General features: G+C 72.3%; 26 protein-coding genes, 1 pseudogene and 1 riboswitch. Of the genes and pseudogenes, 19 read left to right on the top strand and 8 right to left on the bottom strand.

Translation table 11 applies throughout. The features are described from left to right. The first annotated feature begins 445 nt into the window (after positions 1 to 445). Complete coding sequence (locus WMI84_RS08305) at positions 446 to 1,285, top strand: hypothetical protein (protein ID WP_347352094.1); 840 nt, start codon at positions 446 to 448, stop codon at positions 1,283 to 1,285. Positions 1,286 to 1,332: 47 nt separating this feature from the next. Here the strand turns inward: WMI84_RS08305 and WMI84_RS08310 are convergent, their stop codons facing one another. Then, positions 1,333 to 2,913: an FG-GAP-like repeat-containing protein gene (locus WMI84_RS08310; protein WP_347352096.1), complete on the bottom strand. Its 1,581-nt coding sequence runs from the start codon at positions 2,911 to 2,913 to the stop codon at positions 1,333 to 1,335. 166 nt (positions 2,914 to 3,079) lie between these two features. Between WMI84_RS08310 and dapB the strand changes: the two genes are divergently transcribed. Further along, entirely contained in the window at positions 3,080 to 3,835 is a 756-nt protein-coding gene (dapB, locus tag WMI84_RS08315) for a 4-hydroxy-tetrahydrodipicolinate reductase (protein ID WP_347352140.1), read from the top strand. Positions 3,836 to 3,858: 23 nt separating this feature from the next. Next, complete coding sequence (gene idi / locus WMI84_RS08320) at positions 3,859 to 4,419, top strand: isopentenyl-diphosphate Delta-isomerase (RefSeq protein ID WP_347352098.1); 561 nt, start codon at positions 3,859 to 3,861, stop codon at positions 4,417 to 4,419. A 323-nt stretch (positions 4,420 to 4,742) separates the two neighbouring features. On the opposite strand, the gene WMI84_RS08325 is transcribed toward idi, so the two are convergent. From WMI84_RS08325 to WMI84_RS08345, 5 genes are read right to left on the bottom strand one after another with little or no spacing between them, the layout of a single operon-like run. Next, complete coding sequence (locus WMI84_RS08325; protein ID WP_347352100.1) at positions 4,743 to 5,090, bottom strand: type II toxin-antitoxin system PemK/MazF family toxin; 348 nt, start codon at positions 5,088 to 5,090, stop codon at positions 4,743 to 4,745. After that, positions 5,074 to 5,271, bottom strand: a complete 198-nt coding sequence (locus WMI84_RS08330; protein WP_347352102.1) for a hypothetical protein — start codon at positions 5,269 to 5,271, stop codon at positions 5,074 to 5,076. The genes WMI84_RS08325 and WMI84_RS08330 overlap by 17 nt, the downstream gene beginning before the upstream one ends. Before the next feature lie 51 nt (positions 5,272 to 5,322). Further along, positions 5,323 to 5,637 carry an AzlD domain-containing protein gene (locus tag WMI84_RS08335; protein ID WP_347352104.1) on the bottom strand — a complete coding sequence of 105 codons (315 nt, stop codon included), beginning with the start codon at positions 5,635 to 5,637 and terminating at the stop codon, positions 5,323 to 5,325. Continuing rightward, complete coding sequence (locus WMI84_RS08340) at positions 5,634 to 6,362, bottom strand: AzlC family ABC transporter permease (protein WP_347352142.1); 729 nt, start codon at positions 6,360 to 6,362, stop codon at positions 5,634 to 5,636. The genes WMI84_RS08335 and WMI84_RS08340 overlap by 4 nt, the downstream gene beginning before the upstream one ends. Before the next feature lie 5 nt (positions 6,363 to 6,367). Next, positions 6,368 to 7,015: a GNAT family N-acetyltransferase gene (locus WMI84_RS08345; RefSeq protein WP_347352106.1), complete on the bottom strand. Its 648-nt coding sequence runs from the start codon at positions 7,013 to 7,015 to the stop codon at positions 6,368 to 6,370. A 73-nt stretch (positions 7,016 to 7,088) separates the two neighbouring features. Between WMI84_RS08345 and paaA the strand changes: the two genes are divergently transcribed. The 14 genes and pseudogenes from paaA (at position 7,089) to WMI84_RS08415 (ending at position 17,795) form a co-directional block, all read left to right on the top strand. After that, positions 7,089 to 8,129 (top strand): 1,2-phenylacetyl-CoA epoxidase subunit PaaA, encoded by a 1,041-nt coding sequence (gene paaA, locus WMI84_RS08350; protein ID WP_347352108.1) that lies wholly within the window; start codon positions 7,089 to 7,091, stop codon positions 8,127 to 8,129. After that, positions 8,126 to 8,443 (top strand): 1,2-phenylacetyl-CoA epoxidase subunit PaaB, encoded by a 318-nt coding sequence (paaB, locus tag WMI84_RS08355; RefSeq protein ID WP_347352110.1) that lies wholly within the window; start codon positions 8,126 to 8,128, stop codon positions 8,441 to 8,443. The genes paaA and paaB overlap by 4 nt, the downstream gene beginning before the upstream one ends. Then, positions 8,440 to 9,207 (top strand): 1,2-phenylacetyl-CoA epoxidase subunit PaaC, encoded by a 768-nt coding sequence (gene paaC / locus WMI84_RS08360; protein ID WP_347352112.1) that lies wholly within the window; start codon positions 8,440 to 8,442, stop codon positions 9,205 to 9,207. Before paaB ends, paaC begins: the two co-directional genes overlap by 4 nt. Beyond that, positions 9,204 to 9,716, top strand: coding sequence for a 1,2-phenylacetyl-CoA epoxidase subunit PaaD (gene paaD, locus WMI84_RS08365; protein WP_347352114.1), 513 nt, complete (start codon positions 9,204 to 9,206; stop codon positions 9,714 to 9,716). Before paaC ends, paaD begins: the two co-directional genes overlap by 4 nt. Positions 9,717 to 9,721: 5 nt before the next feature. Then, positions 9,722 to 10,876: a 1,2-phenylacetyl-CoA epoxidase subunit PaaE gene (gene paaE, locus WMI84_RS08370; RefSeq protein ID WP_347352116.1), complete on the top strand. Its 1,155-nt coding sequence runs from the start codon at positions 9,722 to 9,724 to the stop codon at positions 10,874 to 10,876. Continuing rightward, on the top strand, positions 10,876 to 11,406 hold the full coding sequence (locus tag WMI84_RS08375) for a hypothetical protein (protein WP_347352117.1): 531 nt from the start codon (positions 10,876 to 10,878) through the stop codon (positions 11,404 to 11,406). Before paaE ends, WMI84_RS08375 begins: the two co-directional genes overlap by 1 nt. A gap of 46 nt (positions 11,407 to 11,452) precedes the next feature. Next, entirely contained in the window at positions 11,453 to 11,914 is a 462-nt protein-coding gene (locus WMI84_RS08380) for a hypothetical protein (RefSeq protein ID WP_347352119.1), read from the top strand. Positions 11,915 to 11,953: 39 nt separating this feature from the next. Next, positions 11,954 to 12,181: pseudogene (locus tag WMI84_RS08385) on the top strand (2Fe-2S iron-sulfur cluster-binding protein); the annotation flags it as partial. Positions 12,182 to 12,301: 120 nt separating this feature from the next. Further along, positions 12,302 to 12,709: a VOC family protein gene (locus WMI84_RS08390; RefSeq protein WP_347352121.1), complete on the top strand. Its 408-nt coding sequence runs from the start codon at positions 12,302 to 12,304 to the stop codon at positions 12,707 to 12,709. A 53-nt stretch (positions 12,710 to 12,762) separates the two neighbouring features. Beyond that, a complete protein-coding gene (locus WMI84_RS08395) occupies positions 12,763 to 13,581 on the top strand; it encodes a thymidylate synthase (protein ID WP_347352123.1) in 819 nt (272 codons plus the stop codon). A 7-nt stretch (positions 13,582 to 13,588) separates the two neighbouring features. After that, positions 13,589 to 14,107: a dihydrofolate reductase gene (locus WMI84_RS08400; protein ID WP_347352125.1), complete on the top strand. Its 519-nt coding sequence runs from the start codon at positions 13,589 to 13,591 to the stop codon at positions 14,105 to 14,107. A gap of 116 nt (positions 14,108 to 14,223) precedes the next feature. Then, positions 14,224 to 15,111 (top strand): 4-hydroxy-tetrahydrodipicolinate synthase, encoded by an 888-nt coding sequence (gene dapA, locus WMI84_RS08405; RefSeq protein WP_347352126.1) that lies wholly within the window; start codon positions 14,224 to 14,226, stop codon positions 15,109 to 15,111. Positions 15,112 to 15,154: 43 nt separating this feature from the next. Next, positions 15,155 to 16,840: a ribonuclease J gene (locus WMI84_RS08410; RefSeq protein ID WP_347352128.1), complete on the top strand. Its 1,686-nt coding sequence runs from the start codon at positions 15,155 to 15,157 to the stop codon at positions 16,838 to 16,840. A gap of 4 nt (positions 16,841 to 16,844) precedes the next feature. Then, positions 16,845 to 17,795, top strand: coding sequence for an endonuclease/exonuclease/phosphatase family protein (locus tag WMI84_RS08415; RefSeq protein WP_347352130.1), 951 nt, complete (start codon positions 16,845 to 16,847; stop codon positions 17,793 to 17,795). Positions 17,796 to 17,812: 17 nt separating this feature from the next. On the opposite strand, the gene WMI84_RS08420 is transcribed toward WMI84_RS08415, so the two are convergent. Further along, the gene (locus WMI84_RS08420) at positions 17,813 to 19,207 is read right to left on the bottom strand and encodes an aminotransferase class V-fold PLP-dependent enzyme (RefSeq protein WP_347352132.1); all 1,395 of its coding nucleotides are present in this window, start codon (positions 19,205 to 19,207) and stop codon (positions 17,813 to 17,815) included. A gap of 35 nt (positions 19,208 to 19,242) precedes the next feature. Beyond that, a riboswitch (SAM riboswitch) is annotated at positions 19,243 to 19,356 on the bottom strand. Between the two features lie 387 nt (positions 19,357 to 19,743). On the opposite strand from WMI84_RS08420, the gene WMI84_RS08425 reads away from it, so the two are divergent. Then, entirely contained in the window at positions 19,744 to 22,443 is a 2,700-nt protein-coding gene (locus tag WMI84_RS08425) for a DNA translocase FtsK 4TM domain-containing protein (protein WP_347352134.1), read from the top strand. Between the two features lie 70 nt (positions 22,444 to 22,513). Further along, positions 22,514 to 23,254 (top strand): potassium channel family protein, encoded by a 741-nt coding sequence (locus tag WMI84_RS08430; protein WP_347352136.1) that lies wholly within the window; start codon positions 22,514 to 22,516, stop codon positions 23,252 to 23,254. Positions 23,255 to 23,319: 65 nt separating this feature from the next. On the opposite strand, the gene WMI84_RS08435 is transcribed toward WMI84_RS08430, so the two are convergent. Continuing rightward, positions 23,320 to 24,462 (bottom strand): dipeptidase, encoded by a 1,143-nt coding sequence (locus tag WMI84_RS08435; RefSeq protein ID WP_347352138.1) that lies wholly within the window; start codon positions 24,460 to 24,462, stop codon positions 23,320 to 23,322. Positions 24,463 to 24,561 lie beyond the last annotated feature (99 nt).

A 24,561-nucleotide genomic window follows, 5' to 3' on the forward strand; every position in this document is an offset into this window, starting at 1 on the left:
CGTTCATGGCTCGAGTGTCCCATCACAGTCGCCGGTTCGCACCCGTCGCGAGACGGGGGGCTTGTGGGCAATGACCCGCGGAGGAGAAGCAGGAGGCGCACGCCGACTCGTGATCTTCGACCGCAGCGACCGGCCGAGCTCGGACCAATAGGAGATACTGCAGCCGGTGCGCCGCTGGTGCGCCGCGCCGTTACCCTGTGGATAACTCCGGCGGCAAATCGGCCGAGTCTGCTTGCCTATAGGCATGCACCGTCGCCTACCGCGTTCGTCGTCTCATCGCATCCTGCCATTGCTCGCGATCGCGTGCCTCGCCCTCGCTCTCGTCACCGGCTGTGCTGGTCAGGCGGGACCCGCCGAGAGCACATCGTCTGGGACGAGCACCGCCCGGACGCCCGCCGACTCGAGCCCGCAGGCGGCCCTCGACCTGCCTCGTGCCACGGCAGCGATGGCGGACTACGACAGGCGCAACAACGCCGCCGCCAGGACCGCCTACGCGAAGATGGATGCCAAGGCGTGGCGAACGGCGGATATCGGTCCACTCCTGCTGGCGGACGACTTCGCCGTCGTGTTCCGGAAGCTGTCTCCTGCCTCCGAGCGCAAGCCGCATGTGGACTTCTCGATGACCCCGGAGCGGGTATATGCCGCCGGCCCCAGCGCTTTCCCGCAGCTGGCCCTCGTCGCCGGCCCGATGACCGGCGTGGAGGCCTCCGAGCGAGCGTGGCTGGGTGTTCGCCTCATGGCCCAGACCACGGCAGGGGGGACCTGGTTCAACGCCCAGTCCCTGAGTGTCGAGCCTGCCGACCTGCCCGCGCCGGTCGTGCCCGGACCCGCCGCCCAAGTGAGCGACGCCCAGCTGAAGCGATTCGCGGGTGTGCGCCCCGCGCTGACCGCCTACCTTGAGAAGAAGAAGGCCTCCGACCGGATCGACACGGCCTCTGTCGAGCCGCTACGGAAGGAGTTGCGCAAGCCCGGGGACTCATCCCTGGCCAACCTGACGGTCACCTGCGTTCCCTTCCCCGACAACACCCCCGGCGCGGCGGCAGTCTGGCGAGCCGACGCAGGTGCTATCGGCGTGTTGGCGCTGCGATGCCAGACCTACGCCCAGCTGAAGGACCGCACCACTTACATGAAGCTGCCTGAGCGCACCAGGGCGGTCCTCGGCATCCGGGACAAGTACCCGCAGGACTTCACGTTCTCATTCCTGCTCCAGACGCTCGTCACCCTGCCCGAGTCCGGCCCGGCCAAGGTCATCGGGCACAGCACCCAGCAGATCCTGACGCGGTGAACCGTGTGACGGCGCGAACCTGGACGGGAAGGACCGGTGTGCCCTGCTCAGAAGATCGCGTTGATGCCGTTCCAGCCGCTGCCGATCTGGACCCTGGTGAGCCAGCCTCCGGAGGTGGTTCGCGGGTAGAGCCACAGTCGCCCCTCCCTGTCCCTGGCGACGATGTCAGGCACTCGGTCGCCGTTCAGGTCGCCCGGGCTCATGATGGCCGTCATCCCGTTCCACCCGGTCCCGATGCGGGCCTTGCTGAGCCAGCCGCCCTTGCCGTTGCCGGGGTAGAGCCACAGGTAGCCGGTCGAGCGCTGGCGGGCGACGATGTCGGCGAACCCGTCGCCGGTCACGTCGCCGGCACCGACGATCACGTCGAAGCCCTGCCAGCCGCTGCCGATCTTCACCCCGGAGCGCACCGTGCCGGAGCCGGTGCCGGCGTAGAGGTAGAGGTTCCCGCTGGAGGCTCCGCGCGCGATGACGTCCACCCGCTGGTCGCCGTCGAAGTCCCCGGGCGCGACGATCCGGTCGAGGCCGTCCCAGCCCGTGCCCACCCTGACCCGCGGGAGCCACCCGCCCCTGCCATTGCCACGGTAGAGCCACAGGTCGCCGGTCGATCGCTGGCGGGCGAGCACGTCCTGCGGACCGTCACCGCTGAGGTCGCCGACCGTCTCGAGGACGTCCATGCCCGACCACCCGGTGCCGATCCGCGACCCGGGTGAGAGCGTTCCGCGGGTCGTCCCGGCGTAGATCCGCAGCTCGCCGGTCGAGGCGACCCGGGCCAGCACGTCGTTGGTCCAGTCGCCGTTGAACTCCGCGGTCGAGTTGGACAGCGTCGAGGCCGGCATCGGCAGGGCGGTGAAGCCGTACGTGCCGCAGGTGCGGTCGTAGTCCCGTTCGTCGTCGTACCACTGCGACAGGTACACGTGGCCGCCGGAGAAGCTCGTCTGGGTGCAGCGGTCGGCCGCCTCCTCCGGATAGTCCAGCCGGCCCGCCGTGGCCCACACCGGGACCCCCGGCAGGCGCCAGCCACCGGTGATCTCCCGCCACCCGTTGGCATACGAGTACAGGCCGTATGGGTAGCCGGCGTCGCGCAGGCCCCGCATCACGCCCTCGACGACGTACCGGTTCGCGCGCTCCTTGGCAGCCGTGCCGGTCGGCCACGGCTGGGCGCTGCGCGGCTCCACGTCGATCCACACCACGGGCGCCTTGAACCCGACCCCGGCCAGGCTGTCGACCGCGAACCGCGCCTGTGCGTAGCCGACGTTGGAGAGCTTGCCCGCCGTGGTGCTCGCCGACCAGGGACCCTTGCTGCCGTAGGTCGTCAGCTGGGCGGAGGTCGGGTACGCGGCCATCGTGTAGGCCTGCGCCGGCTTGCCGTGGTCCTTGACCCAGGCGACCTGACTCGCCAGGCAGGGGTTCTCGGTGAAGGGCAGGCCCTTGGTCAGCCCGACGACGACGAACTGGGTCGACGACGGAGGCATCGGCAGGCCGTACCCGCCGACGCTGCTCGGGCACTGCGGCCACGAGATGTCGTGGCCGAACATCGTGGCGGCGGAGGCGGTGGGCGCGACGGCGATCGCGCAGGTGGCCAGGACGAGAGCGCCCAGGACGGTGGAAACGGCGGTGCGACGACCCATGGTGGTCTCCTTCGACCTGTCCAGTGGAGCAACCCACCCAGTCTGACGGTAGGGACCATGGTCATGGGTCCCCGATAACCTGTGGTTCGTGACGGATGCGAGCAGTGGCGCCGAGACCAGTGGACCCGAGACCAGTGGACCCGAGACCAGTGGACCCGAGGTCAAGGTGGGCGTCATCGGTGCCGAGGGCAGGATGGGCTCGCAGGTGTGCCGGGCCGTCGAGGCAGCCGACGGGCTGCGCCTCGTGGCCCGGTACGACCAGGGCGACGACCTCGGTGACCTGGGCGGGGCGGATGTCGTCGTCGAGTTCTCGGTGCCGGAGGCGTCACCGGGCAACGTCGCGCACTGCGTGGCCCGGGGCGTGCACGTCGTCGTCGGCACGACCGGCTGGGACGACGGGCGGCTCGAGACCCTGCGCGGCCGGCTGGCCGACGCCCCGCCCACCGCCACCGGGTCGCCGGTGGGGGTCCTGGTCGCCCCGAACTTCGCGATCGGCGCGATCCTGATGATGTCGTTCGCCGCGCAGGCCGCCCGCTTCTACGAGTCGGTCGAGATCGTCGAGCTGCACCATCCCGACAAGGTCGACGCGCCCTCGGGCACCGCCGCGCGCACGGCCGGGCTGGTGGCGGCCGCCCGGGACCGGGCCGGCGCCGGACCCGTGCCGGACGCCACCACCCACGACCCGGACGGTGCGCGCGGGGCCCGGGTGAGCGGCATACCCGTGCACTCGGTGCGGCTGCGCGGCCTGGTCGCCCACCAGGAGGTGCTGCTGGGCAACGTGGGCGAGCTGCTGACCATCCGGCACGACTCGTTCGACCGGGCCTCGTTCATGCCCGGCGTCATCGCGGGCGTGCGCCGGGTGGCCGACCACCCGGGGCTGACCGTCGGGCTCGAGCACTACCTCGGGCTGGCCGAGCCGTGACCGGTGGTGGCGAGGAGCTGGTCGTGCTGCTCTCCGGGGACGGCCACCGGGTCGGGGTCGCCCCGAAGCGGTCCGTCCACGGCCCGGACACGCCCCTGCACCTGGCCTTCTCGGCCTATCTCTTCGACGCGGGCGACCGCCTGCTCGTGACGCAGCGGGCCCTGGACAAGGCGACCTTCCCGGGGGTCTGGACCAACTCGGTCTGCGGGCATCCCGCCCCGGACGAGCCGCTCGAGGAGGCAGTGCGCCGTCGGGCGAGCGACGAGCTCGGGCTCGGCGTGCACGACCTGCGCCTCGTGCTGCCGCGCTTCGGTTACCGCGCCGAGATGGACGGCATCGTCGAGTGGGAGCTGTGCCCCGTGCTCGTCGGCAGGGTCAGGACGCAGCCGCATCCTGACCCTGCGGAGGTGGCCTCCTTCGAGTGGGACGAGTGGCCGGCCTTCGCCGGCGAGGTCCTTGCCGGTCGGGAGGTCTCCCAGTGGTGTCGACTCCAGGTCGCCGAGCTCGTCGCGCTCGGGCCGGGGCCGGACGCGTGGCCCACGGCGGACGCCGCCGACCTGCCGGCCGCCGTGAGCTGGTCCTGACCCCGCTCGGGCTCGAGCGGCCGACACGCTCTGAGCACTCGAGGTGGCTACGGCGGAGACGTTCTGCATGTGGCCCCGAACCGGCGAGCCCGGCGGTCATGGCCGTGCTCGGCCGGGCCGCGTGGTGGCTGCCGCAGTGGCTGTCCAGGATCCTGCCAAACCCTCGAGGTCGAGGGGACCGGCTCAAGGCCCACCTGTTCGCGCGCGAGGCGTCGGACAGCACGTTGACGGGCGAGGTGGACGTGCCCGCACGTCGGTGAGTGGCGCCGTCGAGCCGCGCATCGTCAGCGCGGCAGGGCGATCACGTTCAGTCACGTCACTCGTCAGAGCGACCCGAGGTCGAGCAGAAGGGCCAGCGTCTCGCGAACCTCGCCGAGGGCCACTGGGCCGATGTTGCCGATGTTCTGCTGGATCCGAGTCGTCGCCACGGAACGAACATGCTGGCACTGGGCCGACGAACGCGCCCCGAGCTCGTTGTCGTCATCCGGGTCGATGACGACCTCGGTGCCGCTCCGGCGAGTCGTCGGGGTCAAGGGGACGACCTGGACGACATTCGGCCCACCCCGCAGGACCCGCTCCGCCGTCACCACGACGGCCGGTCGGCGAAGTCCGGCCTCGCTGCCGGTGGGTGTCCCGAGGTCGAGCTCGACGACGTCACCCGGCGTCAGCATCGAGCCACACCGTCTCCTCGTCGGTGAGCTCCGTCGCGAGGTCTCGGCCCATCGCGTCCTGGCGGAGGGCACGGATCGCCCGACTCACCGTCTGGTCGATCGTCTCATGGCGTTGGGCGGCCAACCGGGTCACGCGCGCATGAGTCTCTCGGCTGACTCGGATCGTCGTCGTCTGGGCCATGACGCCAAGCGTAGCGAGATGTAGACGAACACGTCTACATCTCGTTCGCGGTCAGGCCCAGCCCGTGAGCCGCAGCAGGGCGGCGGTCAGGGCCCCGAGCACGACGACGACGATGAACGGGGCCCGGAGCAGCAGCGCGACGACGGCAACGCCGACCGCCGCGGCGCGGGCGTCGAGGACCAGTCCGCCGCCTCCCGTCGTGAAGGTCTGGGTGACGACGAGGGCCGCGAGCAGGGCGATCGGCAGCGCACCGGTCACCCGCTTCACGTGCGGCTCCTGCAGCACCTTGGCCGGGACGAGGTAGCCGGCGAGCTTCAGCGCGAAGGCGATCCCGGCGGCGACGAGTACGGCCACCCACATCGTCATGACCGGGCCTCCTTCGTGCGTGCCGGTCGGCGTCCCGGGCCCCGCCAGGTCAGCAGGGCCGCCGCCGCGGCCGCGATGACCGGCACCCCGGGCGGCAGCGCGGGGGAGAGGGTCATCGCGACGAGGGCCGCCACGAGCGCCACCGCGACCGCGTCGCGGCTGCGCAGTCGCGGCCACAGCAGGGCGGTGAACGCCGCGCTGGCCGCGGCGTCGAGACCCCACTGCTTCGGGTCGCCCAGCGCGTTGCCGACCAGGGCCCCGACGAACGTCATGAGGTTCCACAGCAGGAAGACCGACAGGCCGGTGACCCAGAAGCCGAGGCGGGCGGCTCGCGCGTCGTCCTGGGCGACCGCCACGGCCGTCGACTCGTCGATCGTGACGTGGGCGGCGGCCAGCCGGCGCAGGTGCCGGACCCCCAGCAGCTGGGTCAGTTCGAGGGCGTATAGCCCGTTGCGGATCCCGAGCATGGAGGAGGCCGCGATCGCTGCGGGGGCGGCGGTGAGCCCGCCGCCGCCGACGATCCCGATGAAGGCGAACTGCGAGCCACCCGTGAACATCAGCGCCGACAGCGCCTGGGTCTGCCAGAGGTCCAGGCCGGCGGCCACCGCGAGGGCGCCGAAGCTGATCCCGTAGGCACCGGTCGCCACCCCGACGGAGACGCCCTGCCGCCAGACCTGGCGGCGCAGCTGCGGGTCGAGCCGCGCGCCGATGGACTTCTCGTGCACCCTGGTCACGCCGACCGTGGGTCGTGGGACACGTCGGCCGACAGGCGCACCTCCCGGACCGTCTCGCCCTCCGGCGACACGACCCTGCCCCGGTGGGCGCCGTCCGGCACCAGCCCGGCCGCGGTCAGGAACCCGCGTAGGTCGTCGTCGGTACCGATCACCCACGTCGTCAGCTCGTCGCGGCCCCGGCCACGGGCGGTGTCGACGACCGCGTTGAGCAGGCGTGAGCCATGGCCCTGTCGACGGGCGTCGGGGTGCACCGCGATCGTTGTCAGCTCGGCCGTGCGCTCGCCGGCGTCGGGGTCCGACGACGGTGCCACCGCGGCGAAGCCGACGACCTGCTCGCCGGCGCAGGCGACGAGCAGGACGTGGTCGCGCGAGGGCGGCTCGGCCAGGGCGGCCCGCCAGGCGTTCGTGAAGGGCCGCGGCTCGAACTGTTCGACGGCCTCGGCCGGAAGGTGGGCGGCATACGCATCCCGGAAGACGACGGCCTGCACGAAACCCACCGCCGGGGCGTCCGCCGCGCGGGCGAAGCGGACGCTGGCGTCGGCCAGCGGCCCCGCCCCCCCGTGCCCGTGCTCATGCCCGCCCTCGTGCCCGTGCTCGTGTCCGCCCGTGTGCTCGTGTCCGTGCCCATGCCCTGCGTCAACCACCGGCCCAGTCTCTCAGGTCCGCTCGGGCGGCCGGTCTTTGCCCGGTCCGTGCCCGGTCTCGCATACTGGCCTCATGTATGGCAATGACGTCATCGACCCCAACGACCCGCTCAACGCGGCCGAGACGGAGGCCTACGAGCAGGCCCGGCAGCACGAGGACCGGCGGGGCGAGGTCGGCGACGACTTCGACGCGCTCATCGCCGCCGACCAGCGGATCGAGCCGCGCGACGCGATGCCCGAGAAGTACCGGCAGACGCTGATCCGGCAGATCGCCCAGCACGCCCACTCCGAGGTCATCGGGATGCAGCCCGAGGGCAACTGGATCACCCGGGCCCCCTCGCTGCGCCGCAAGGCGATCCTGACCGCGAAGGTGCAGGACGAGGCCGGGCACGGGCTGTACCTCTACTCGGCGACCGAGACGCTCGGTATCGAGCGCACCGAGCTGCTCGACCGGCTGCACCACGGCACCCAGAAGTACTCGTCGATCTTCAACTACCCGACCCTGACCTGGGCCGACAACGGCGCGATCGGGTGGCTCGTCGACGGCGCCGCGATCATGAACCAGGTGCCGCTGTGCCGGTGCTCCTACGGCCCCTACGCCCGGGCGATGGTCCGGATCTGCAAGGAGGAGAGCTTCCACCAGCGCCAGGGCTTCGAGATTCTCTGGGTGCTCTCGCGTGGCACGTCGGCCCAGCGCGAGATGGCCCAGGACGCCACGAACCGGTGGTGGTGGCCGGCCCTGATGATGTTCGGCCCACCCGACACCGGCGAGGCCGCCACCCATGGCCACACGGCACAGTCCATGGCCTGGGGCATCAAGCGGTTCACCAACGACGACCTGCGCCAGAAGTTCGTCGACATGACCGCCCCGCAGGCGCAGAAGCTGGGCGTGACCCCGCCCGATCCGGACCTGCGGTGGAACGAGGAGCGCGGCCACTGGGACTTCGGCCAGATCGACTGGGACGAGTTCTGGCGGGTGCTGCGCGGCGACGGGCCGTGCAACGCCGAACGGGTGTCCCACCGGCGGCGCGCCCACGAGGAGGGTGCGTGGGTGCGCGCCGCCGCCAACGCCTACGCCGCCAAGCACGCCGCGTCCGGGGAGAGTGCCGCGTGAGCGAGTCGACGACGCAGCCGGCCGGGGTCGACGCCGGGAGCTGGCCGCTCTGGGAGGTCTTCGTCCGGGGCAAGCGGGGCCTGGCCCACACCCACGTCGGCTCGCTGCACGCGCCGGACGCCGAGATGGCGCTGCGCAACGGCCGGGACATCTACACGCGCCGGCAGGAGGGCGTCTCGATCTGGGTGGTGCGCGCCACCGACATCACCGCGAGCAGCCCGGACGAGAAGGACTCCTTCTTCGACCCGGCCGCCGACAAGATCTACCGGCACCCGTCGTTCTACGACGTGCCCAAGGACGTGGAGTACCTGTGAGCGAGCAGGCGAGAACGACGGCGGCATACCTGCTCGGCGTGGCGGACGACGCGATGGTCTATGCCCAGCGGCTGGGCGAGTGGATGACCAACGCGCCGCAGCTCGAGGAGGACATGGCCCTGGGCAACGTCTCGCTCGACCTGCTCGGCCAGGCCCGCGGCCTCTACCCCCGCGTGGGCGAGCTCGACGGTACGGGTCGCGGCGAGGACGACTACGCGATGCTGCGCGACGAGCGGGCCTGGCGCAACGTGCACCTCGTCGAGCAGGAGCGGGGTGACTTCGCGCACGAGATGGCGCGGATGCTGTGGTTCGCGGCCTACCAGAACGAGCTGTATGCCGCCCAGCTCGCCTCCAGCGACCCCGTCCTGGCCGGGGTGGCGGGCAAGGCGCTCAAGGAGGTGCGCTACCACCTCGACCATGCCCAGCACTGGGTGCTGCGCCTGGGCGACGGGACCGACGAGTCGCACCGGCGGATGCAGGCGGCGATCGACTGGGTTGCGCCCTACGTCGACGAGCTCTTCGCGGACGACCCCGTCTCGGTGGCGGCGGTCGGGGCCGGGCTCGTGGCCAGGGCGCCGAGCGCGCTGCGCCCCCGGGCGCAGCACGTCGTGGCGGCGACCGTCGCCGAGGCCACCCTGACGATGCCGGCGGCACCCGGCTGGCACTCGCGCGGTGGGCGCGACGGGATCCACTCGCGACCGATGGGCTTCCTGCTCGCCGAGCTGCAGCACATCGCCCGGTCCCACCCCGGAGCGACCTGGTGAGCGCCCAGCCAGTCGGTGCGAAGCCGAGCAGCGCTGTCGTACAGGCGATCTCGGAGATCGCCGACCCCGAGATCCCGGTGATCTCGATCGCCGACCTGGGCATCCTGCGCGAGGTGGACCTCGACGAGCAGGCTCGCTCGGTCACCGTCACGATCACCCCGACCTACTCGGGCTGCCCCGCGATGGAGCTGATCCGGTCGCGGATCGAGCACGAGGCGAGGACGCGCGGCTATGCCGTGCAGGTGCGCACCCGGCTTTCGCCGGCCTGGACGACGGACTGGATGACCGCCTCGGGCAAGGCGGCGTTGGCCCGCTTCGGGATCGCGCCGCCCGGGCCCGTGCGGACCGGCGGGCCGGTCCCGGTCCGGCTGCGCCGCCACGTCGTCACCTGCCCGCTGTGCGGGTCCGACGACACCACCGAGATCGCCCACTTCGGCTCGACCGCGTGCAAGGCGCTGCGACGCTGCAACGCCTGCCGCGAGCCGTTCGACGAGTTCAAGGCCCTGTGACGCCCATGACCGAAGACGCGCTGACCGACATCGAGACCGGCGCCGACGCCGAGCAGGCCCCGTCGCCGTCCGGGCGCCGGGCCGTATTCCACGAGCTGCCGGTCGTCGACATCGAGCGGCTCACCGACGACGCGGTCGCCGTGACGTTCGGTGTGCCCGACGAGCTCGAGCAGGAGTATGCCTTCCTGCCCGGCCAGCACCTGACGCTCCGGGCCGGGATCAAGGGCGAGGACGTGCGGCAGTCCTACTCGATCTGCCAGTCGCTGCACGCCCCGGGGCGGGACGGCACCAGGCGGGTCGCCGTCGCGCGGGTCCCCGAGGGACGGATGTCGAACTGGGTCAACGACGAGCTGCGCGTTGGCCAGCACGTGCACGTCATGACCCCGCTCGGGTCGTTCACCTGCGCGACCCGGCCGGACGCCGCACGGCACCACGTCGCGATCGCGGCGGGGTCGGGCATCACCCCGGTCATCTCGCTGCTGACGACCGCGCTGGAGGAGGAGCCCCGGTCGCGCGCCACGCTGCTGTTCGGCAACCGGCGCACCGACACGATCATGTTCCTGGAGGAGCTGGAGGACCTGAAGAACCGCTTCCCCAGCAGGTTCCAGCTCGTGCACGTGCTCTCCCGGGAGCCCCAGGAGGTCGAGCTGTTCACCGGCCGGCTCGACCCCGAGCGGCTCGAGCGGATCTTCGCGGCGCTCGTGCCGGTCGAGACGGTCGACGAGTGGTACCTGTGCGGCCCGTTCGGGATGGTCACCGCCGCCGAGGCGCTGCTGGGGGAGCGGGGCGTCGACCCGCGCCACATGCACCACGAGATCTTCCACGTCGACGACGGCACGGGGCCGCGGCGCAAACCGGTCATCGACCGGTCGGCGCCGCCCGAGGCCGTGGTGACGGTGTCGCTCGACGGGCGCACGAGCATCGTGCCGATGCCGAGCCGTGAGGAGGTCATCCTCGACGCGGTCCTGCGGGTGCGCGCCGACGCGCCCTTCTCGTGCACCAACGGGGTGTGCGGCACCTGTCGGGCCCGGCTGCTGGCCGGTCAGGTGCGGATGGACCGCAACTACGCGCTGGAGCCGGACGAGGTCGCGCGTGGCCTCGTGCTGACCTGCCAGAGCCACCCGGTGACCGACGAAGTCTCGCTGGACTACGACGTCTGATGACCCCGGTCGTGCCGTGGGAGGTCGTAGTGGTCACGACGCCGCTGCTGCCCGCCGTTGTGGCCGTATTGACGGTGCGCTGCTGCGACGACCCGATGGCTGGCCTGGAGGAAGTGCTGGCGCCGCGCCGCGTCACCCGGGTAAGGCTAGTTTGGGCCCTACTGCTGACGGTCGGCTTGGCGGCGGCCGTCGCCGTCGTGGTACTCGGGTCGCAGGTGCTACTCCCTGGTGCCGATGATGCCGGCTCGTCAGCCCTTTCGGCCGCCCGCAATGCAGCCGCCTTCTTCTCGCTCGGGCTCTTGACGGCGGTGCTCTTGGGTGGTGACCTCGGCTGGACGGTGCCGGTGCTCCTGGTCACCGCGCTTCTCTTCTTCGGGCGCGACCCCGACCAGGTCGTCAGGGAATGGGCCCTCCTGCTTCGCCCCGGTGACGACGCGGCCGCTGGCCTCATCGTTGTTCTCCTGGTGGTGTTGTCTGCTGCCGCCTATTCTCGTCGAGACACCATCGGTGTCCTGCTTGCGAAGGACTGACTCGCCGATGAACTCTCGTACGCTCTCCGCTCGCCGGTCGCTCGCCGTGGCGCTGGCACTGGCTGGCTTGGCGACGCTGCTCTGGGGTGCCAGGGTGCTGCAGGTTGTGCACGAGGAAGTCACCCAGGTCAACTGGCTGCGGGAGCACGCCACGGCGTCGTCGTACCGAGTCGTCGAACTGGGCGTGTACGACGGCGGCCACCTCGACGCCGTCTGGGTCGAGGTACCCGGGCAGCCGCAGGCATTCGTTGACCTGTCCCGCAGCGCTGAGCAGGTGCACGATGTGGGCGACCGGATCCTGGCCCGGGTGGATGAGCGGGAAGCCCCCGCACTGGGCAGGGGCCTGCCCGAGGACGTGGTGACGGCGAGCCAAGGCGGCAGGTACGTAGGTCCGGGTGCGGTGCTGGTCGTCGGAGTGCTGCTCGTCGCGGGTGCCGTGGTGCTTGCCCGGTCGGCTGAGCGCCCGCCGCGGCACCGCGGCCGGATCCCGAAGCGCGTCGACGCCTGACGGGTCGGCCTCGGGACCGTCTGCCGTGAGCAATCTGAGCCTCTGGGTCGACCGGCCGTAGTCGACGCGGTCCTGCGGGTGCGCGCCGACGCGCCCTTCTCGTGCACCAACGGGGTGTGCGGCACCTGTCGGGCCCGGCTGCTGGCCGGTCAGGTGCGGATGGACCGCAACTACGCGCTGGAGCCGGACGAGGTCGCGCGTGGCCTCGTGCTGACCTGCCAGAGCCACCCGGTGACCGACGAAGTCTCGCTGGACTACGACGTCTGAGCCGGGCCGACCCGGTGCCGAGCCCCTGGTGGGCATCTCGCCGGGCGCTGTCGGCCCGGGGGTGGCACGCTTGTCGGACGACGACGTCGTCGTGCCCGCGCCCCAGCAGGAGGAGGAGCGATGAACGGTCCGGCCACCGGCCCGAAGGTGAGCTTCGGGAACATCGCGTTCGACTGTCCCGAGCCGGTGCAGCTGGCCGGCTTCTACGCCGGGCTGCTCGGCGGCGAGGTCGACGCGGACCCGGAGGGCGACTGGGTGTCGCTGCACTGGGACGGGCCGGACCTGGTCTTCCAGCACGCCCCCGGCCACGAGCCACCCCAGTGGCACGAGGGTGAGCAGCAGGCCCACATCGACTTCGTGGTCGAGGACGTCCGCACCGCCCACGCCCGCATCATCGCGCTCGGCGGCCGGGCGCTCGACCCGACCACCGACCCGCAGCCGGGCAGGGAGAGCGGCTTCCGGGTCTACGCCGACCCCGCCGGGCACCCGTTCTGCCTGTGCCGTCCGGGCCCCCGGGCCTGGCGCTGACCCGGCCCGGCCGGGCCGGGCGGGCTCGGCTCGCGGCTGGCTACGCTGCACCCATGCGCCAGTACCTCGACCTGCTCGACCACGTGCTGACCCACGGCCAGGAGAAGGCCGACCGGACCGGCACCGGCACGCTCAGCATCTTCGGCCACCAGATGCGCTTCGACCTCGCGGACGGCTTCCCGGCCCTGACGACCAAGAAGCTGCACCTGCGCTCGGTCATCGGCGAGCTGCTGTGGTTCCTGCGGGGCGAGACGAACGTGAAGTGGCTGAACGACCGGGGCATCACGATCTGGGACGAGTGGGCCGACGCCGACGGCGACCTGGGCCCGGTGTACGGCCACCAGTGGCGCTCGTGGCCGACGCCGGACGGGCGCCACGTCGACCAGATCGCCGGGGTGATCGAGCAGATCCGGACCAACCCCGACAGCCGGCGACTGGTCGTGTCGGCGTGGAACGTCGCGGACATCGAGCAGATGGCCCTGCCGCCGTGCCACACGATGTTCCAGTTCTACGTCGCGCCGGCCGGTCCCGACGGACCGGCCCGGCGGCGCCTGTCCTGCCAGCTCTACCAGCGCAGCGCCGACATCTTCCTCGGCGTCCCGTTCAACATCGCCTCCTACGCGCTGCTGACCCAGATGATCGCCCAGCTGACCGACCTCGAGCCGGGTGAGCTGGTCCACACCTTCGGGGACGCGCACCTCTACCTCAACCACGTGCAGCAGGCGCGGCTGCAGCTCACGCGCACCCCCCACCCGCTGCCGACGATGCGGGTCAACCCGGCCAGGCGCCACATCGATGACTTCGAGATCGACGACTTCGCGCTCGAGGGCTATGTCGCGGAGCCGTCCATCAAGGCGCCCATCGCGGTGTGACGGAGCCATGACACTCGTGTCCGTCATCGTGGCCGTCGGGCGCAACGGCGTCATCGGCGACGGCACGACGATGCCCTGGCACATCCCCGAGGACCTGAGGTACTTCAAGCGCACCACGATGGGTCACCCGATGATCATGGGGCGGCGCACCTTCGAGTCCATGGGGGTCCTGCCGGGTCGGCGCAGCATCGTGGTCACCCGTCGGCCCGAGTGGTCCCATCCCGGGGCCGAGACGGCGCACTCCGTCGCGGAGGCCCTCGCCCTGGCCGGCCCGACCGACGAGGTGTTCGTCGTCGGCGGCGGGGAGCTCTACCGCGCCGCCCTGCCGTATGCCGCTCGCCTCCTGGTCACCGAGGTGGACCAGTCCCCGGCCGGCTCGGTCACCTTCCCCGAGGTCGACCCCGCCGAGTGGCGCGAGGTGTCCCGGGAGCCGCACGCCGGCTTCGCCTGGGTCGTCCACGAGCGTCGCCGAGACCGCCCCACCGTGGTCGGAGCGGCCGGCGAGGAGTCCTCGAGCACGGTGTAACGCCCGGCCGGTCCCTACCGATGGTAGGGACGCAGGGCACTACTCGGACCCCCGAGCGAGTAGTGCCCTGCTTCCGGGTCCGGCCGGTGTCATCGCGGGCCGCTAACCTTGGGCCCATGGCAGACGCACCCGTGCTCGGACGTGTTCTCTCCGCGATGGTCACGCCCATGCACGCGGACGGCTCCCTCGACCTCGAGTCCGCCGCGAGCCTGGCCACGCACCTGGTCGAGCAGGGGCACGACGGGCTGGTCGTCTCCGGCACCACCGGCGAGTCCCCGACGACCTCGGCCGCCGAGAAGGAGGCCCTGCTCCGGGCCGTCGTCGAGGCGGTGGGCGGGCAAGCCGTCGTCGTCGCGGGCGCGGGCAGCAACGACACGGCCAAGAGCATCGAGTCGGTGCGGGCCGCGGCCGCGGCCGGGGCCGATGCCGTGCTCGCGGTGACGCCGTACTACAACAAGCCGCCGCAGGCCGGGCTCGTGGCGCACTTCCTCGCCCTGGCCGGGGCGAGCGACCTGCCCGTCATGGTCTACGACATCCCGGGGCGTGCCGGGATCTCGATCGCCCGGGACACCTACCTGCGGATCGCCGAGCACGACCGGATCGTCGCGGTCAAGGACGCGCGCGCCGACCTCTGGTTCGCCAGCCAGATCATGACGGCCACCGGGCTGGCCTGGTACTCCGGCGACGACTCCCTGGACCTGGCCCACTTCGTGAACGGTGCCACCGGCTTCGTCGGCGTGACCTCCCAGGTCAGCCCGGCGGCATACCGACGGCTGGCCGACGCCGTCGTGCAGGGCCGCTGGGACGACGCCCGTGCGGTGCACCGGTCCCTGCACACGATCGTCGACGCGGTGATGCACGTCACGCAGGGCGCGATCATGGCCAAGGCCGCGCTGGCGCAGCAGGGCCGCATCGCCGGGGCCACCGTGCGGCTGCCGCTCGTGCCCGCCGACGAGGGCCAGCTCGAGGTGCTCCGCGCGGCCCTTACCACCGTCAGCGGTTGAGCCGTCGCGCCGACCCGTCCACCCATCACCCGACAGGAGCCCCGTGAGCCATCCTCACCCGGAACTGACCTACCCACCCGCGCTCGACCCGGCCGGCCTGCGCGTCGTCCCGCTCGGCGGCCTCGGCGAGGTCGGCCGCAACATGACCGTCCTCGAGACCAAGGGACGGCTGCTGGTGATCGACTGCGGGGTGCTCTTCCCCGAGGACAGCCACCCGGGCGTCGACCTGATCCTGCCCGACTTCTCCTACATCGAGGACCGGCTGGGCGACATCGAGGCGGTCGTGCTGACGCACGGCCACGAGGACCACATCGGCGCCGTCCCCTACCTGCTGAAGCTCAAGCGCGACATCCCCCTCATCGGCTCGACCCTGACGCTGGCCCTGATCGAGGCCAAGCTCAAGGAGCACCGCATCAAGCCCTACACGCTGGCCGTCAAGGAGGGCCGGCGCGAACGGCTCGGCGTCTTCGACCTCGAGTTCATCGCGGTCAACCACTCGATCCCCGACGCCCTCGCCGTCTTCGTGCGCACCGCGGCCGGCACGCTGCTGCACACCGGTGACTTCAAGATGGACCAGCTCCCCCTGGACGGGCGCCTGACCGACCTGCGCTCCTTCGCCCGGGTGGGCGAGGAGGGCGTCGACCTGTTCCTCACCGACTCGACCAACGCCGACATCCCCGGCTTCACCACCCCCGAGCGTGAGATCGCACCGGCGATCGACAAGGTCTTCCGGCACGCCCGGCGGCGCATCATCGTGGCCTGCTTCAGCAGCCACGTCCACCGGGTCCAGCAGGTGCTCGACGCGGCCGACAAGGCCGGCCGGAAGGTGGCCTTCGTCGGGCGCTCGATGGTGCGCAACATGGGTATCGCCGCCGACCTGGGCTACCTGCACGTGCCCGAGGGGATCCTCGTCGACCTCAAGCGGATCGGCGAGCTGCCCGACGACGAGGTCGTGCTGGTCTCGACCGGGTCGCAGGGGGAGCCGATGGCGGCCCTGTCGCGGATGGCCAACCGCGACCACAGGATCGACGTCGGCCCGGGCGACACGGTGCTGCTGGCCAGCAGCCTCATCCCGGGCAACGAGAACGCCGTCTACCGCGTCATCAACGGCCTGATGCGGCTGGGCGCCACCGTGGTGCACAAGGGCATCGCCAAGGTGCACGTGTCCGGGCATGCGAGCGCCGGCGAGCTGCTCTACGCCTACAACATCGTGCGCCCGCGCAACGTCCTGCCCGTCCACGGCGAGTACCGGCACATGTACGCCAACGCGCAGCTTGCCCGGGAGACCGGCGTGCCCGACGAGAACGTCCTGCTGGCCGAGGACGGCGTCGTGATCGACCTGCTCGACGGTCAGGCGCGCGTCACCGGCGTCGTCGACTGTGGCTACGTCTACGTCGACGGCAGCAACATCGGCGGCACGGACGAGGCGCTGCTGAAGGACCGGCGCATCCTGCGCGACGAGGGCTTCATCACCTGCATCGTGGTGCTCGACGCGGCGTCCGGCAAGATCGCCTCCGGCCCCGAGATCATGGCGCGTGGGTTCGCCGAGGACGACGAGATCTTCCAGAACGTCATCCCGAAGGTCGAACGCGCGGTCGAGGAGGCGGTCCGCAACGGGGTGCGCGACGACCACCAGCTCCAGCAGGTCGTCCGGCGCGCCGTCGGCTCGTGGGCCGGCGGCAAGCTCCGGCGCCGGCCGATGATCATCCCGGTCGTGATGCAGGCCTGAGCCGGTGCGGCGCCGGCTCGACGCACTGATCGGGACGTTGCTCGTCCTGCTCGTCGTCGTCGGCGCCTCCCGATGGGTCGACACGACCTGGCGGCCGGTGGTCGTGCTCCAGTCGCTGGGCCCGTTCGTCGTCGTCGGGCTCGGCCTGCTCACGGTGGGGACGGTGCTGCTGCGTCGGTGGTGGATGCTGCTGCCCGTCCTCGCCTGTGCCGCGGTGGCCTGGGGGATGGCGCTGCCGACGTTCTTCGCGCACACCGGGTCCGGAGAGCCGAACCTGACCGTCATGGCGGCCAACCTCGACCAGGGCCGGGCCAACGCCGACCAGGTGATGGCCGCGGTCCGGGCGCACGACGTCGACGTCCTCGTGCTGACCGAGGCGACCCCCGACGTCATCGGGCGCCTCGATGCGGCCGGCCTGGCCCGGCTGCTCGGGAACCGGGCCGGGCAGGCCCGACCGGGCACCTTCACCGGCACGATGATCTTCAGCCGGCTGCCGATGACCGCGGTGCCCGAGCCCTCCGATGCGGCTCCGGCGCACACCCCGAGCCTTCAGCCGGAGGTGGACCTGACCGTCGACGGTCGGCCGGTGCGCGTCAAGGCCGCCCACCCGGTGGCGCCGCTGCCGGGCGCCACCGACCAGTGGCGGGCGGGGCTGGCGGCACTGGAGCACTGGAAGCAGGGCGTGCCGGCCGGCGAGCGGCTCGTGCTCACCGGCGACTTCAACGCCTCGTTCGGCCATCCCGGCTTCCGCGCGCTCGCCTCCGGCCTGGTCGACGCGCAGCGGGCCGCCGGGCTGGGATGGGTGCGGACCTGGCCGGTCGTGGGTCAGCGCTGGCCGCCCTTCGTGGCGCTGGACCACGTCCTGAGCCGGGGGCTGTCGGTCATCGACGCCGGGCAGGTGGCCTTCCACGGCTCCGACCACTTCCTGGTGTGGGCGCAGTATGCGCTCGACTGACCTTCCCGGCCGACAGCTCACCAGGGCGCCGGAGCCGCGCCCGCGTCGCGCGGGTCGGTGGCCAGCCTCCAGCCCGACGCGTGATGGGTCCACTCGTCGAGCGGCCCGGACTCCACGAGCCGGCGAACTCCGGCGACCAGCCGGTCGACGGCCTCCTCGGTCGTGCCCAGCCCGATGCTCGCCCGCACCGCCGTCGTGAGCGGCTGCCGGGCGCCGAGGAGGCGGTCGACGAGCAGGTGCGCGCAGAACCTCCCGTCGCGCACGCCGATGCCCTGCTCCCACGAGAGTACCTGCGACACGAGCGAGGGGTCGTAACCGGGCACCGTGAACGTGACCACACCCACCCGGTCGGCGTCTTCGTCGAAGATCGACAGCTGCCGGGTCCCCGGGACGGCCGCCAGCCCGGCCCGCAGACGGTCCAGCAGGCGCGTCTCGTGGGCCTCGAGCGCCGTCCGGTTCAGGGCGAGCGTGGCGCCCGCCGCGGCGAGGGCGACGGCACCCACGACGTTCGGGCTGCCGCCCTCGTGGCGCGCCGGTCCGCTCTGCCAGCTGGTCGAGAGCTGCGACACCGACCGGGTCGCGCCGCCACCGGCCAGGTACGGGTCACCGGCATCGAGCCAGTCCTGCCGCCCGGCGAGGACGCCCGCTCCGAAGGGGGCGTAGACCTTGTGTCCCGAGAAGGCGACGTAGTCGGCGTCCCAGGCAGCCAGGTCGACCGCTCGATGCGCGGCCAGCTGGGCGGCGTCGACGGCGATCCGGGCGCCGTGGGAGTGGGCCAGCTCGGCGAACCGTGCGACGGGCCAGATCTCCCCGGTCACGTTCGAGGCGGCGGTCAGCACGACCAGGCGCACGGCAGCAGGGTGCGCGTCGAGGGCATGGTCCAGCAGGGCGACGGCGTCCTCGGCGCCGCCCGGTACCGGCAGCCGTACCGTGCGCTTCGCCTGCCACGGCAACAGGGTCGAGTGGTGCTCGCTGTCGAAGACGAACACGAGCGCGTCCTCGGGCAGCGCGCGGGCCAGCAGGTTCCACGAGTCCGTCGTCGTCCGGGTGAAGACGACCTCGTCGGTAGCCCGCGCACCGACGAAGCCGGCGACCTCGTCGCGGGCCCGCTCGTACCAGGTGCTGGTCACCTGCGAGGCCCAGCCGGCGCCGCGGTGGACCGATGCGTAGGTCTCGAGGGTCCGGTCGACCGCTCGCTTGACCGCGACCAGGGCCGGGGTGGACGCGGCGTGGTCGAGGTTGCCGTAGACCCGATCGCCCTGCCGCGTCGGCACGCGCAGGTCGGCGCCGACCAACGGCGGGATCTTCGACCCGGGGGGCGGGCTCGGCGGGGACCCCACGGCGACGGGGTTGCCGAGGCCCTGGGCCAGGGCAGTCGGGATCGTCGAGGCGACGGGGGTGAGCAGTGGCATCGGAGCTCCTACGGGGTCATGGACCCGCAACCGCAGGCCCGCGCTTGCCGTCCCCGGGCGGGAACGACCCGGTCGTCACCCGGAGCACCCCGCCGCGGAAGGAGGGTTGCTGGCCAGCGAGCCGGGGCTTGGCGCTGGCGCTCTTGACCTGACCAGCACGATAGGGCCGGACGATCCGACCGTCCACGATCCTGCCGGGGCGTGTCGCGATGCGAGACGGCACCCCCGTTCGGGCGCGCACGTGCTGCGGTGAGCGGCATACCTGGGCGACCTCGGACCGTCTGTTGAGCGTGTGACACGTGTGTCAGGAGCGCTCCCTGGCGTACCGTGCGTCCATGCCGTCTCGACCGTCCAGCAGCACCCGTGGTTCCTCCGCCCCCCGGAGCGGGGGGTCCGCAGGCTCCTCCCGGTCCTCCTCCGGCCGTCGCCCGGCCGCGCGGTCGAGCCGGTCCACGGCGCGCCCGGGCCCCGCGCCCCGGCGCAAGGTCCGCGGCGGGGGACTGCCGCTGCCCCTGCGGGCGGTCCGCAACACCTGGATGGGCCTGTCCCACGTGGCCGGTGGGGCGGTCCGGCGGGTCGGCAACAGCGCCCGCGACCTGCAGCCCGAGCACCGCCGCGACGGGCTCGGCTTCGCCCTGATCGCCCTCGCGGTGGTCGTCGCCGCCCGGGAGTGGTGGGGCGTGCCGGGCACCTTCGGGCAGGCCGTCCACGCGGTGTTCGCCGGGACCTTCGGGCGGGTCGCCTACGCGGTGCCGCTGGTGCTGCTCGCTCTCGGCATCCGTCTGCTCCGGGCGCCGCAGGACGAGGCCGCGAACGCCCGGATCACGTGGGGGACGCTTGCGCTGACCATCTCGGCCTGTGGTCTGACCCACCTGGCCGCCGGCATTCCCACCCCTCCCGACGGGGCGGACGGCATGCGCGCGGCAGGCGGCATCATCGGCTTCCTGGCCTCGAGCCCACTGGCGGCTGCGGTCTCCGGCTACGGCGCCGGCATCATCCTGGGCCTGCTCGGCTTCTTCGGGCTGCTCGTGGTCACCGCGACCCCGGTGAACCTGATCCCGGCGCGGCTGCGCCGGTTGCGCGACCTCGTGCTGCACCGTTCCGGCACGCCCACCCCCGAAGCCCCGTCGAGCGACCCCACGCCCAGCGGCCGCAAGCGCCGCGGCCGCCGCGCGGTCGGCCCGCAGGAGGGACGAGATGGCGACGAGGCCTTCCGGCAGGCTGCCCAGGTCGACGCCTCGGGTGCGGGAGCGGCACGCCTGCGACCCGGCGAGAAGCGCCCGGCCAAGGGCGAGCCGGCACGGGTGGACGCGTCGGGCAGCGACGCCGCCGAGCCGGCGACGCACGGTGTCCCCGAAACGCCGAAGGCCGGCCCCGGGCCGGCGCTCGCCGCCCCGCCGACGGGCACGATGCTGGGTACGCCGTCGGCCCGCGCCGAGCAGCTCGCGCTCGGCGGCGATGTCGCCTACCGGCTGCCCGACCAGGCGCTGCTCACGCCCGGTGCACCGCACCGCACCCGCAGCGAGACCAACGACCGGGTCGTCGAGTCCCTCACCAACGTGTTCGAGCAGTTCGACATCGACGCCGCGGTCACCGGCTTCACCCGCGGCCCGACGGTCACCCGCTACGAGGTCGAGCTCGGCGCGGGCACGAAGGTCGAGCGGGTCACCGCGCTCTCGAAGAACATCGCGTATGCCGTCGCCTCGGCCGACGTGCGCATCCTCAGCCCCATCCCGGGCAAGTCCGCGATCGGCATCGAGATCCCGAACGCCGACCGCGAGAACGTCGCGCTCGGTGACGTGCTGCGCAGCCAGACCGCCCGCAGCAACCACCACCCGATGGTCATGGGGGTCGGCAAGGACGTCGAGGGCGCCTACGTCGTGGCCAACCTGGCCCGGATGCCGCACCTGCTGGTGGCCGGTGCGACCGGCTCGGGCAAGTCGAGCTTCGTCAACTCGATGATCACCTCGGTGCTCATGCGGGCCACTCCCGAGGAGGTTCGGCTCATCCTCGTCGACCCGAAGCGGGTCGAGCTGACCGCCTACGAGGGCATCCCGCACCTGATCACCCCGATCATCACCAGCCCCAAGAAGGCGGCCGAGGCGCTCCAGTGGGTGGTGCGCGAGATGGACCAGCGCTACGACGACCTCGCGGCGTTCGGCTTCAAGCACGTCGACGACTTCAACAAGGCGGTCCGGACGGGCCGGATCAAGCCGCCTGCGGGCTCCGAGCGGGTGCTGACCACCTACCCCTACCTGCTCGTCGTCGTGGACGAGCTGGCCGACCTGATGATGGTGGCGCCACGCGACGTGGAGGAGTCGGTGGTCCGGATCACCCAGCTCGCCCGGGCCGCCGGGATCCACCTGGTGCTGGCCACCCAGCGCCCCTCGGTCGACGTCGTGACGGGCCTGATCAAGGCGAACGTGCCCTCCCGGATGGCCTTCGCCACGAGCTCGCTGGCCGACTCCCGCGTGGTGCTCGACCAGCCGGGCGCCGAGAAGCTGATCGGCCAGGGCGACGCACTCTTCCTCCCGATGGGCGCCAGCAAGCCGATGCGCGTGCAGGGCGCCTGGGTGAACGAGTCGGAGATCCACGCGGTCGTCAGGTCGGTCACCGAGCAGCTCAAGCCGAACTACGTCGAGAACGTCGTCGTCGCGGCCGCCAGGAAGCAGGTCGACGACGACATCGGCGACGACCTCGACGTGCTGCTGCAGGCCGCCGAGCTGGTCGTGACGACGCAGTTCGGGTCGACCTCGATGCTCCAGCGCAAGCTCCGGGTCGGCTTCGCCAAGGCGGGGCGGCTGATGGACCTGCTGGAGTCCCGTGGCATCGTCGGGCCGAGCGAGGGCAGCAAGGCCCGCGACGTGCTGGTCCGGCCGGACGACCTGCCGACCACCCTCGCGCTGCTGCGGGGCCAGGAGGTGCCCGTCGCCTCGGACCCCGACCCGGCCGACGAGTCGGAGGACGACGAGGGGCCGCCGCCCTACGACGACTCGGCCGTGGAGCGCGAGCCGGTGTCCGACGCGGCGCCGGACGGGCCGGCGGGCGACGCGCGGCCGGACCGTCCGGAGCGGACGGCCGCGGTGGTGGCCCAGCGCCGTGCCCGTGGCAGCGGGTCGGGCCCGGCGCGGTCCCGGACGCGGGTCGACCCGGCGTCACGCGCGGACGAGGCCCCCGACGAGGAGGAGTCGCAGGACGCCTGGCAGCTGACCGGCCGGCGCGACGAGCGCTGCTGACCTTGGTACGGACCGGCCCCGGCGCGGCGACCCGGGCCGCGGCGGACCGGACCGGTCATAGAGTCCTGCAATGGAATCGTCGTCGATGAACCTGTGGCCCTCGTTCGCAGGGCCGCTGCGCCCGCTGACCCGCCGGCAGCGCTGGGTGCGCAACGTGCGAGAGACCCCGAGCGCGGTCCTGCTCTTCGTCCAGATCGCGCTGCTGTTCGTCTACCCGTACATGGAGACCGCCGCCCTGGGCCACTACGCCAGGGCCCTGATCGGCGCCGCGGCCCTCGTCGTGATCTTCCTGGCGGTCCGCGTCGCCCGGGCCACCCCCGCGCTGACCTGGGTCGCGGCCCTGCTCGGTGGACCCGTGGTCGTGCTGACCATCGCCGAGGCGATCTGGCAGGACGTCGTCCCGCTGGCGTTCAGCTCCGCGGTGCTGCACGCGCTGTTCTACTTCTACATCGCCTATGCGTTGATCCGGTACATGTTCGCCGACAACTGGGTGACCCGCGACGAGCTGTTCGCCACCGGCGCCACCTTCACGGTCGTCGTGTGGGCGTATGCGTACGTCTACCAGACGGTCCAGTTCGTCTGGCCCAACTCGTTCACGGTCCACGGCGGGGAGCTGCCCGGCACCCGCAGCTGGTTCGAGCTGCTCTACCTGTCGGTCACGACGATGACGAACACGGGGCTGTCCGACATCGTCGCGGTGACCCCGCACGTCCGGTCCTTCGTGATGCTGCAGATGCTCTCCGGGATCCTCTACGTCGCCCTCGTGGTGGCCCGCCTCGTCGGGCTGACGATCATGCGCTTCAACCGCTGACCGGGGCCGGCCCACCACCCGCCGCTACTTCCGCGGGCGGGCCCTCCGGTCGGTGGGTATGCCGGTCAGCCGGCCGCCGCGACGTCCTCCACCGCGCGCATGACTCGCAGCAGGTTGCCGCGCACCAGCTTGGCGACGTCGGCGTCGGACCAGCCGGCGTCGAGCAGCGCGGCGACGAGGCGGGGGTAGCCGCCGACGTCCTCGAGCCCCACCGGGAACGTGTCGGTCCCGTCGTAGTCCCCGCCGATCCCGACGTGGTCGACACCGGCGACCTCGCGGACGTGGTCGAGGTGCGCGACGACCTGGGCGATGGTCGCCTCCGGTTTCGGGTGCTCGGGCGCGTACCCGGCCACGAACCGCTGGAAGGCGACCCAGTCCCTGGCCTGCACCCCGACGGCCGCGGCTGCGTCGGCCGCCTCGAGGCGCCATTGCGCCGCCGCCGGGGAGACGAACTCCGGCACGAACGTCACCATGCAGACCCCGCCGTTGCCGGCCAGGGCGGCCAGGACGTCGTCGGGCACGTTGCGGGGCGAGTCGCACAGCGCCCGGGCCGACGAGTGGCTGAAGATCGCCGGGGCCCGGGTGGTCTCGAGCGCGGCCCGCATGGTCGTGGCGGCCACGTGGCTGAGGTCGACCATCATCCCGATGCGGTTCATCTCGCGCACCACCTCGCGGCCGAAGTCCGTCAGCCCGCCGACCGCCGGCACGTCGGTGGCGGAGTCCGCCCACGGCACGTTGTCGTTGTGGGTCAGGGTCAGGTAGCCGACCCCGAGCGCGTGCAGCAGCCGCAGCACGGCCAGCGACCCGCCGATCGAGTGGCCGCCCTCGGCGCCCATCAGCGCGGCGATCCGGCCGTCCTGCGCGGCGGCCACGACGTCGGCCGCGGTCCGGGCGGGAGCGAGGTGGGCGGCATACCTCGTGGTCATCCGGCGCACGCCGTCGACCTGCTCCAGCGTTGCGACGACCGCCTCGGGGCCGGGCAGGGTGCTCGGCACGAAGACCGACCAGAACTGGGCACCCACCCCACCGGCGCGCAGCCGGGGCAGGTCGGTGTCGGTCGTGGCGACCGGACCGGCGATGTCGAGGCGCTCGAAGTCGTAGCCGACCTGCTCGCGCAGCTGCCACATCAGGTCGTTGTGCCCGTCGACGAGGGGGTGCTCGTCGAGCAGGGCGCGGGCTCGGTCGGCGGTGGATGCAGGGTTGGGCATGGGGGCCATTGAACACCCCGCAACTAACGAGGCTTCGCCTCTGACCGCCGAGGTGCGGGGCTGGCCTCGGTGATCGTGTGCGGTCACGCTGGGGTGATG

It is taken from the genome of Intrasporangium sp. (genome assembly GCF_039812505.1).
GTDB lineage: Bacteria > Actinomycetota > Actinomycetes > Actinomycetales > Dermatophilaceae > Intrasporangium_A.

Bases quoted from the DNA above. Each gene is read 5' to 3' on its own strand.
- WMI84_RS08400 (WP_347352125.1), top strand. From the start codon at position 13,589: ATGACACTCGTGTCCGTCATCGTGGCCGTCGGGCGCAACGGCGTCATC.
- WMI84_RS08325 (WP_347352100.1), bottom strand. From the start codon at position 5,090: ATGCTGACGCCGGGTGACGTCGTCGAGCTCGACCTCGGGACACCCACC.
- WMI84_RS08390 (WP_347352121.1), top strand. From the start codon at position 12,302: ATGAACGGTCCGGCCACCGGCCCGAAGGTGAGCTTCGGGAACATCGCG.
- paaE (WP_347352116.1), top strand. From the start codon at position 9,722: ATGACCGAAGACGCGCTGACCGACATCGAGACCGGCGCCGACGCCGAG.
- paaA (WP_347352108.1), top strand. From the start codon at position 7,089: ATGTATGGCAATGACGTCATCGACCCCAACGACCCGCTCAACGCGGCC.
- WMI84_RS08425 (WP_347352134.1), top strand. From the start codon at position 19,744: ATGGGCCTGTCCCACGTGGCCGGTGGGGCGGTCCGGCGGGTCGGCAAC.
- dapA (WP_347352126.1), top strand. From the start codon at position 14,224: ATGGCAGACGCACCCGTGCTCGGACGTGTTCTCTCCGCGATGGTCACG.
- WMI84_RS08310 (WP_347352096.1), bottom strand. From the start codon at position 2,913: ATGGGTCGTCGCACCGCCGTTTCCACCGTCCTGGGCGCTCTCGTCCTG.
- WMI84_RS08395 (WP_347352123.1), top strand. From the start codon at position 12,763: ATGCGCCAGTACCTCGACCTGCTCGACCACGTGCTGACCCACGGCCAG.
- WMI84_RS08435 (WP_347352138.1), bottom strand. From the start codon at position 24,462: ATGCCCAACCCTGCATCCACCGCCGACCGAGCCCGCGCCCTGCTCGAC.
- WMI84_RS08330 (WP_347352102.1), bottom strand. From the start codon at position 5,271: ATGGCCCAGACGACGACGATCCGAGTCAGCCGAGAGACTCATGCGCGC.
- WMI84_RS08375 (WP_347352117.1), top strand. From the start codon at position 10,876: ATGACCCCGGTCGTGCCGTGGGAGGTCGTAGTGGTCACGACGCCGCTG.
- WMI84_RS08420 (WP_347352132.1), bottom strand. From the start codon at position 19,207: ATGCCACTGCTCACCCCCGTCGCCTCGACGATCCCGACTGCCCTGGCC.
- WMI84_RS08430 (WP_347352136.1), top strand. From the start codon at position 22,514: ATGGAATCGTCGTCGATGAACCTGTGGCCCTCGTTCGCAGGGCCGCTG.
- WMI84_RS08335 (WP_347352104.1), bottom strand. From the start codon at position 5,637: ATGACGATGTGGGTGGCCGTACTCGTCGCCGCCGGGATCGCCTTCGCG.
- WMI84_RS08305 (WP_347352094.1), top strand. From the start codon at position 446: ATGGCGGACTACGACAGGCGCAACAACGCCGCCGCCAGGACCGCCTAC.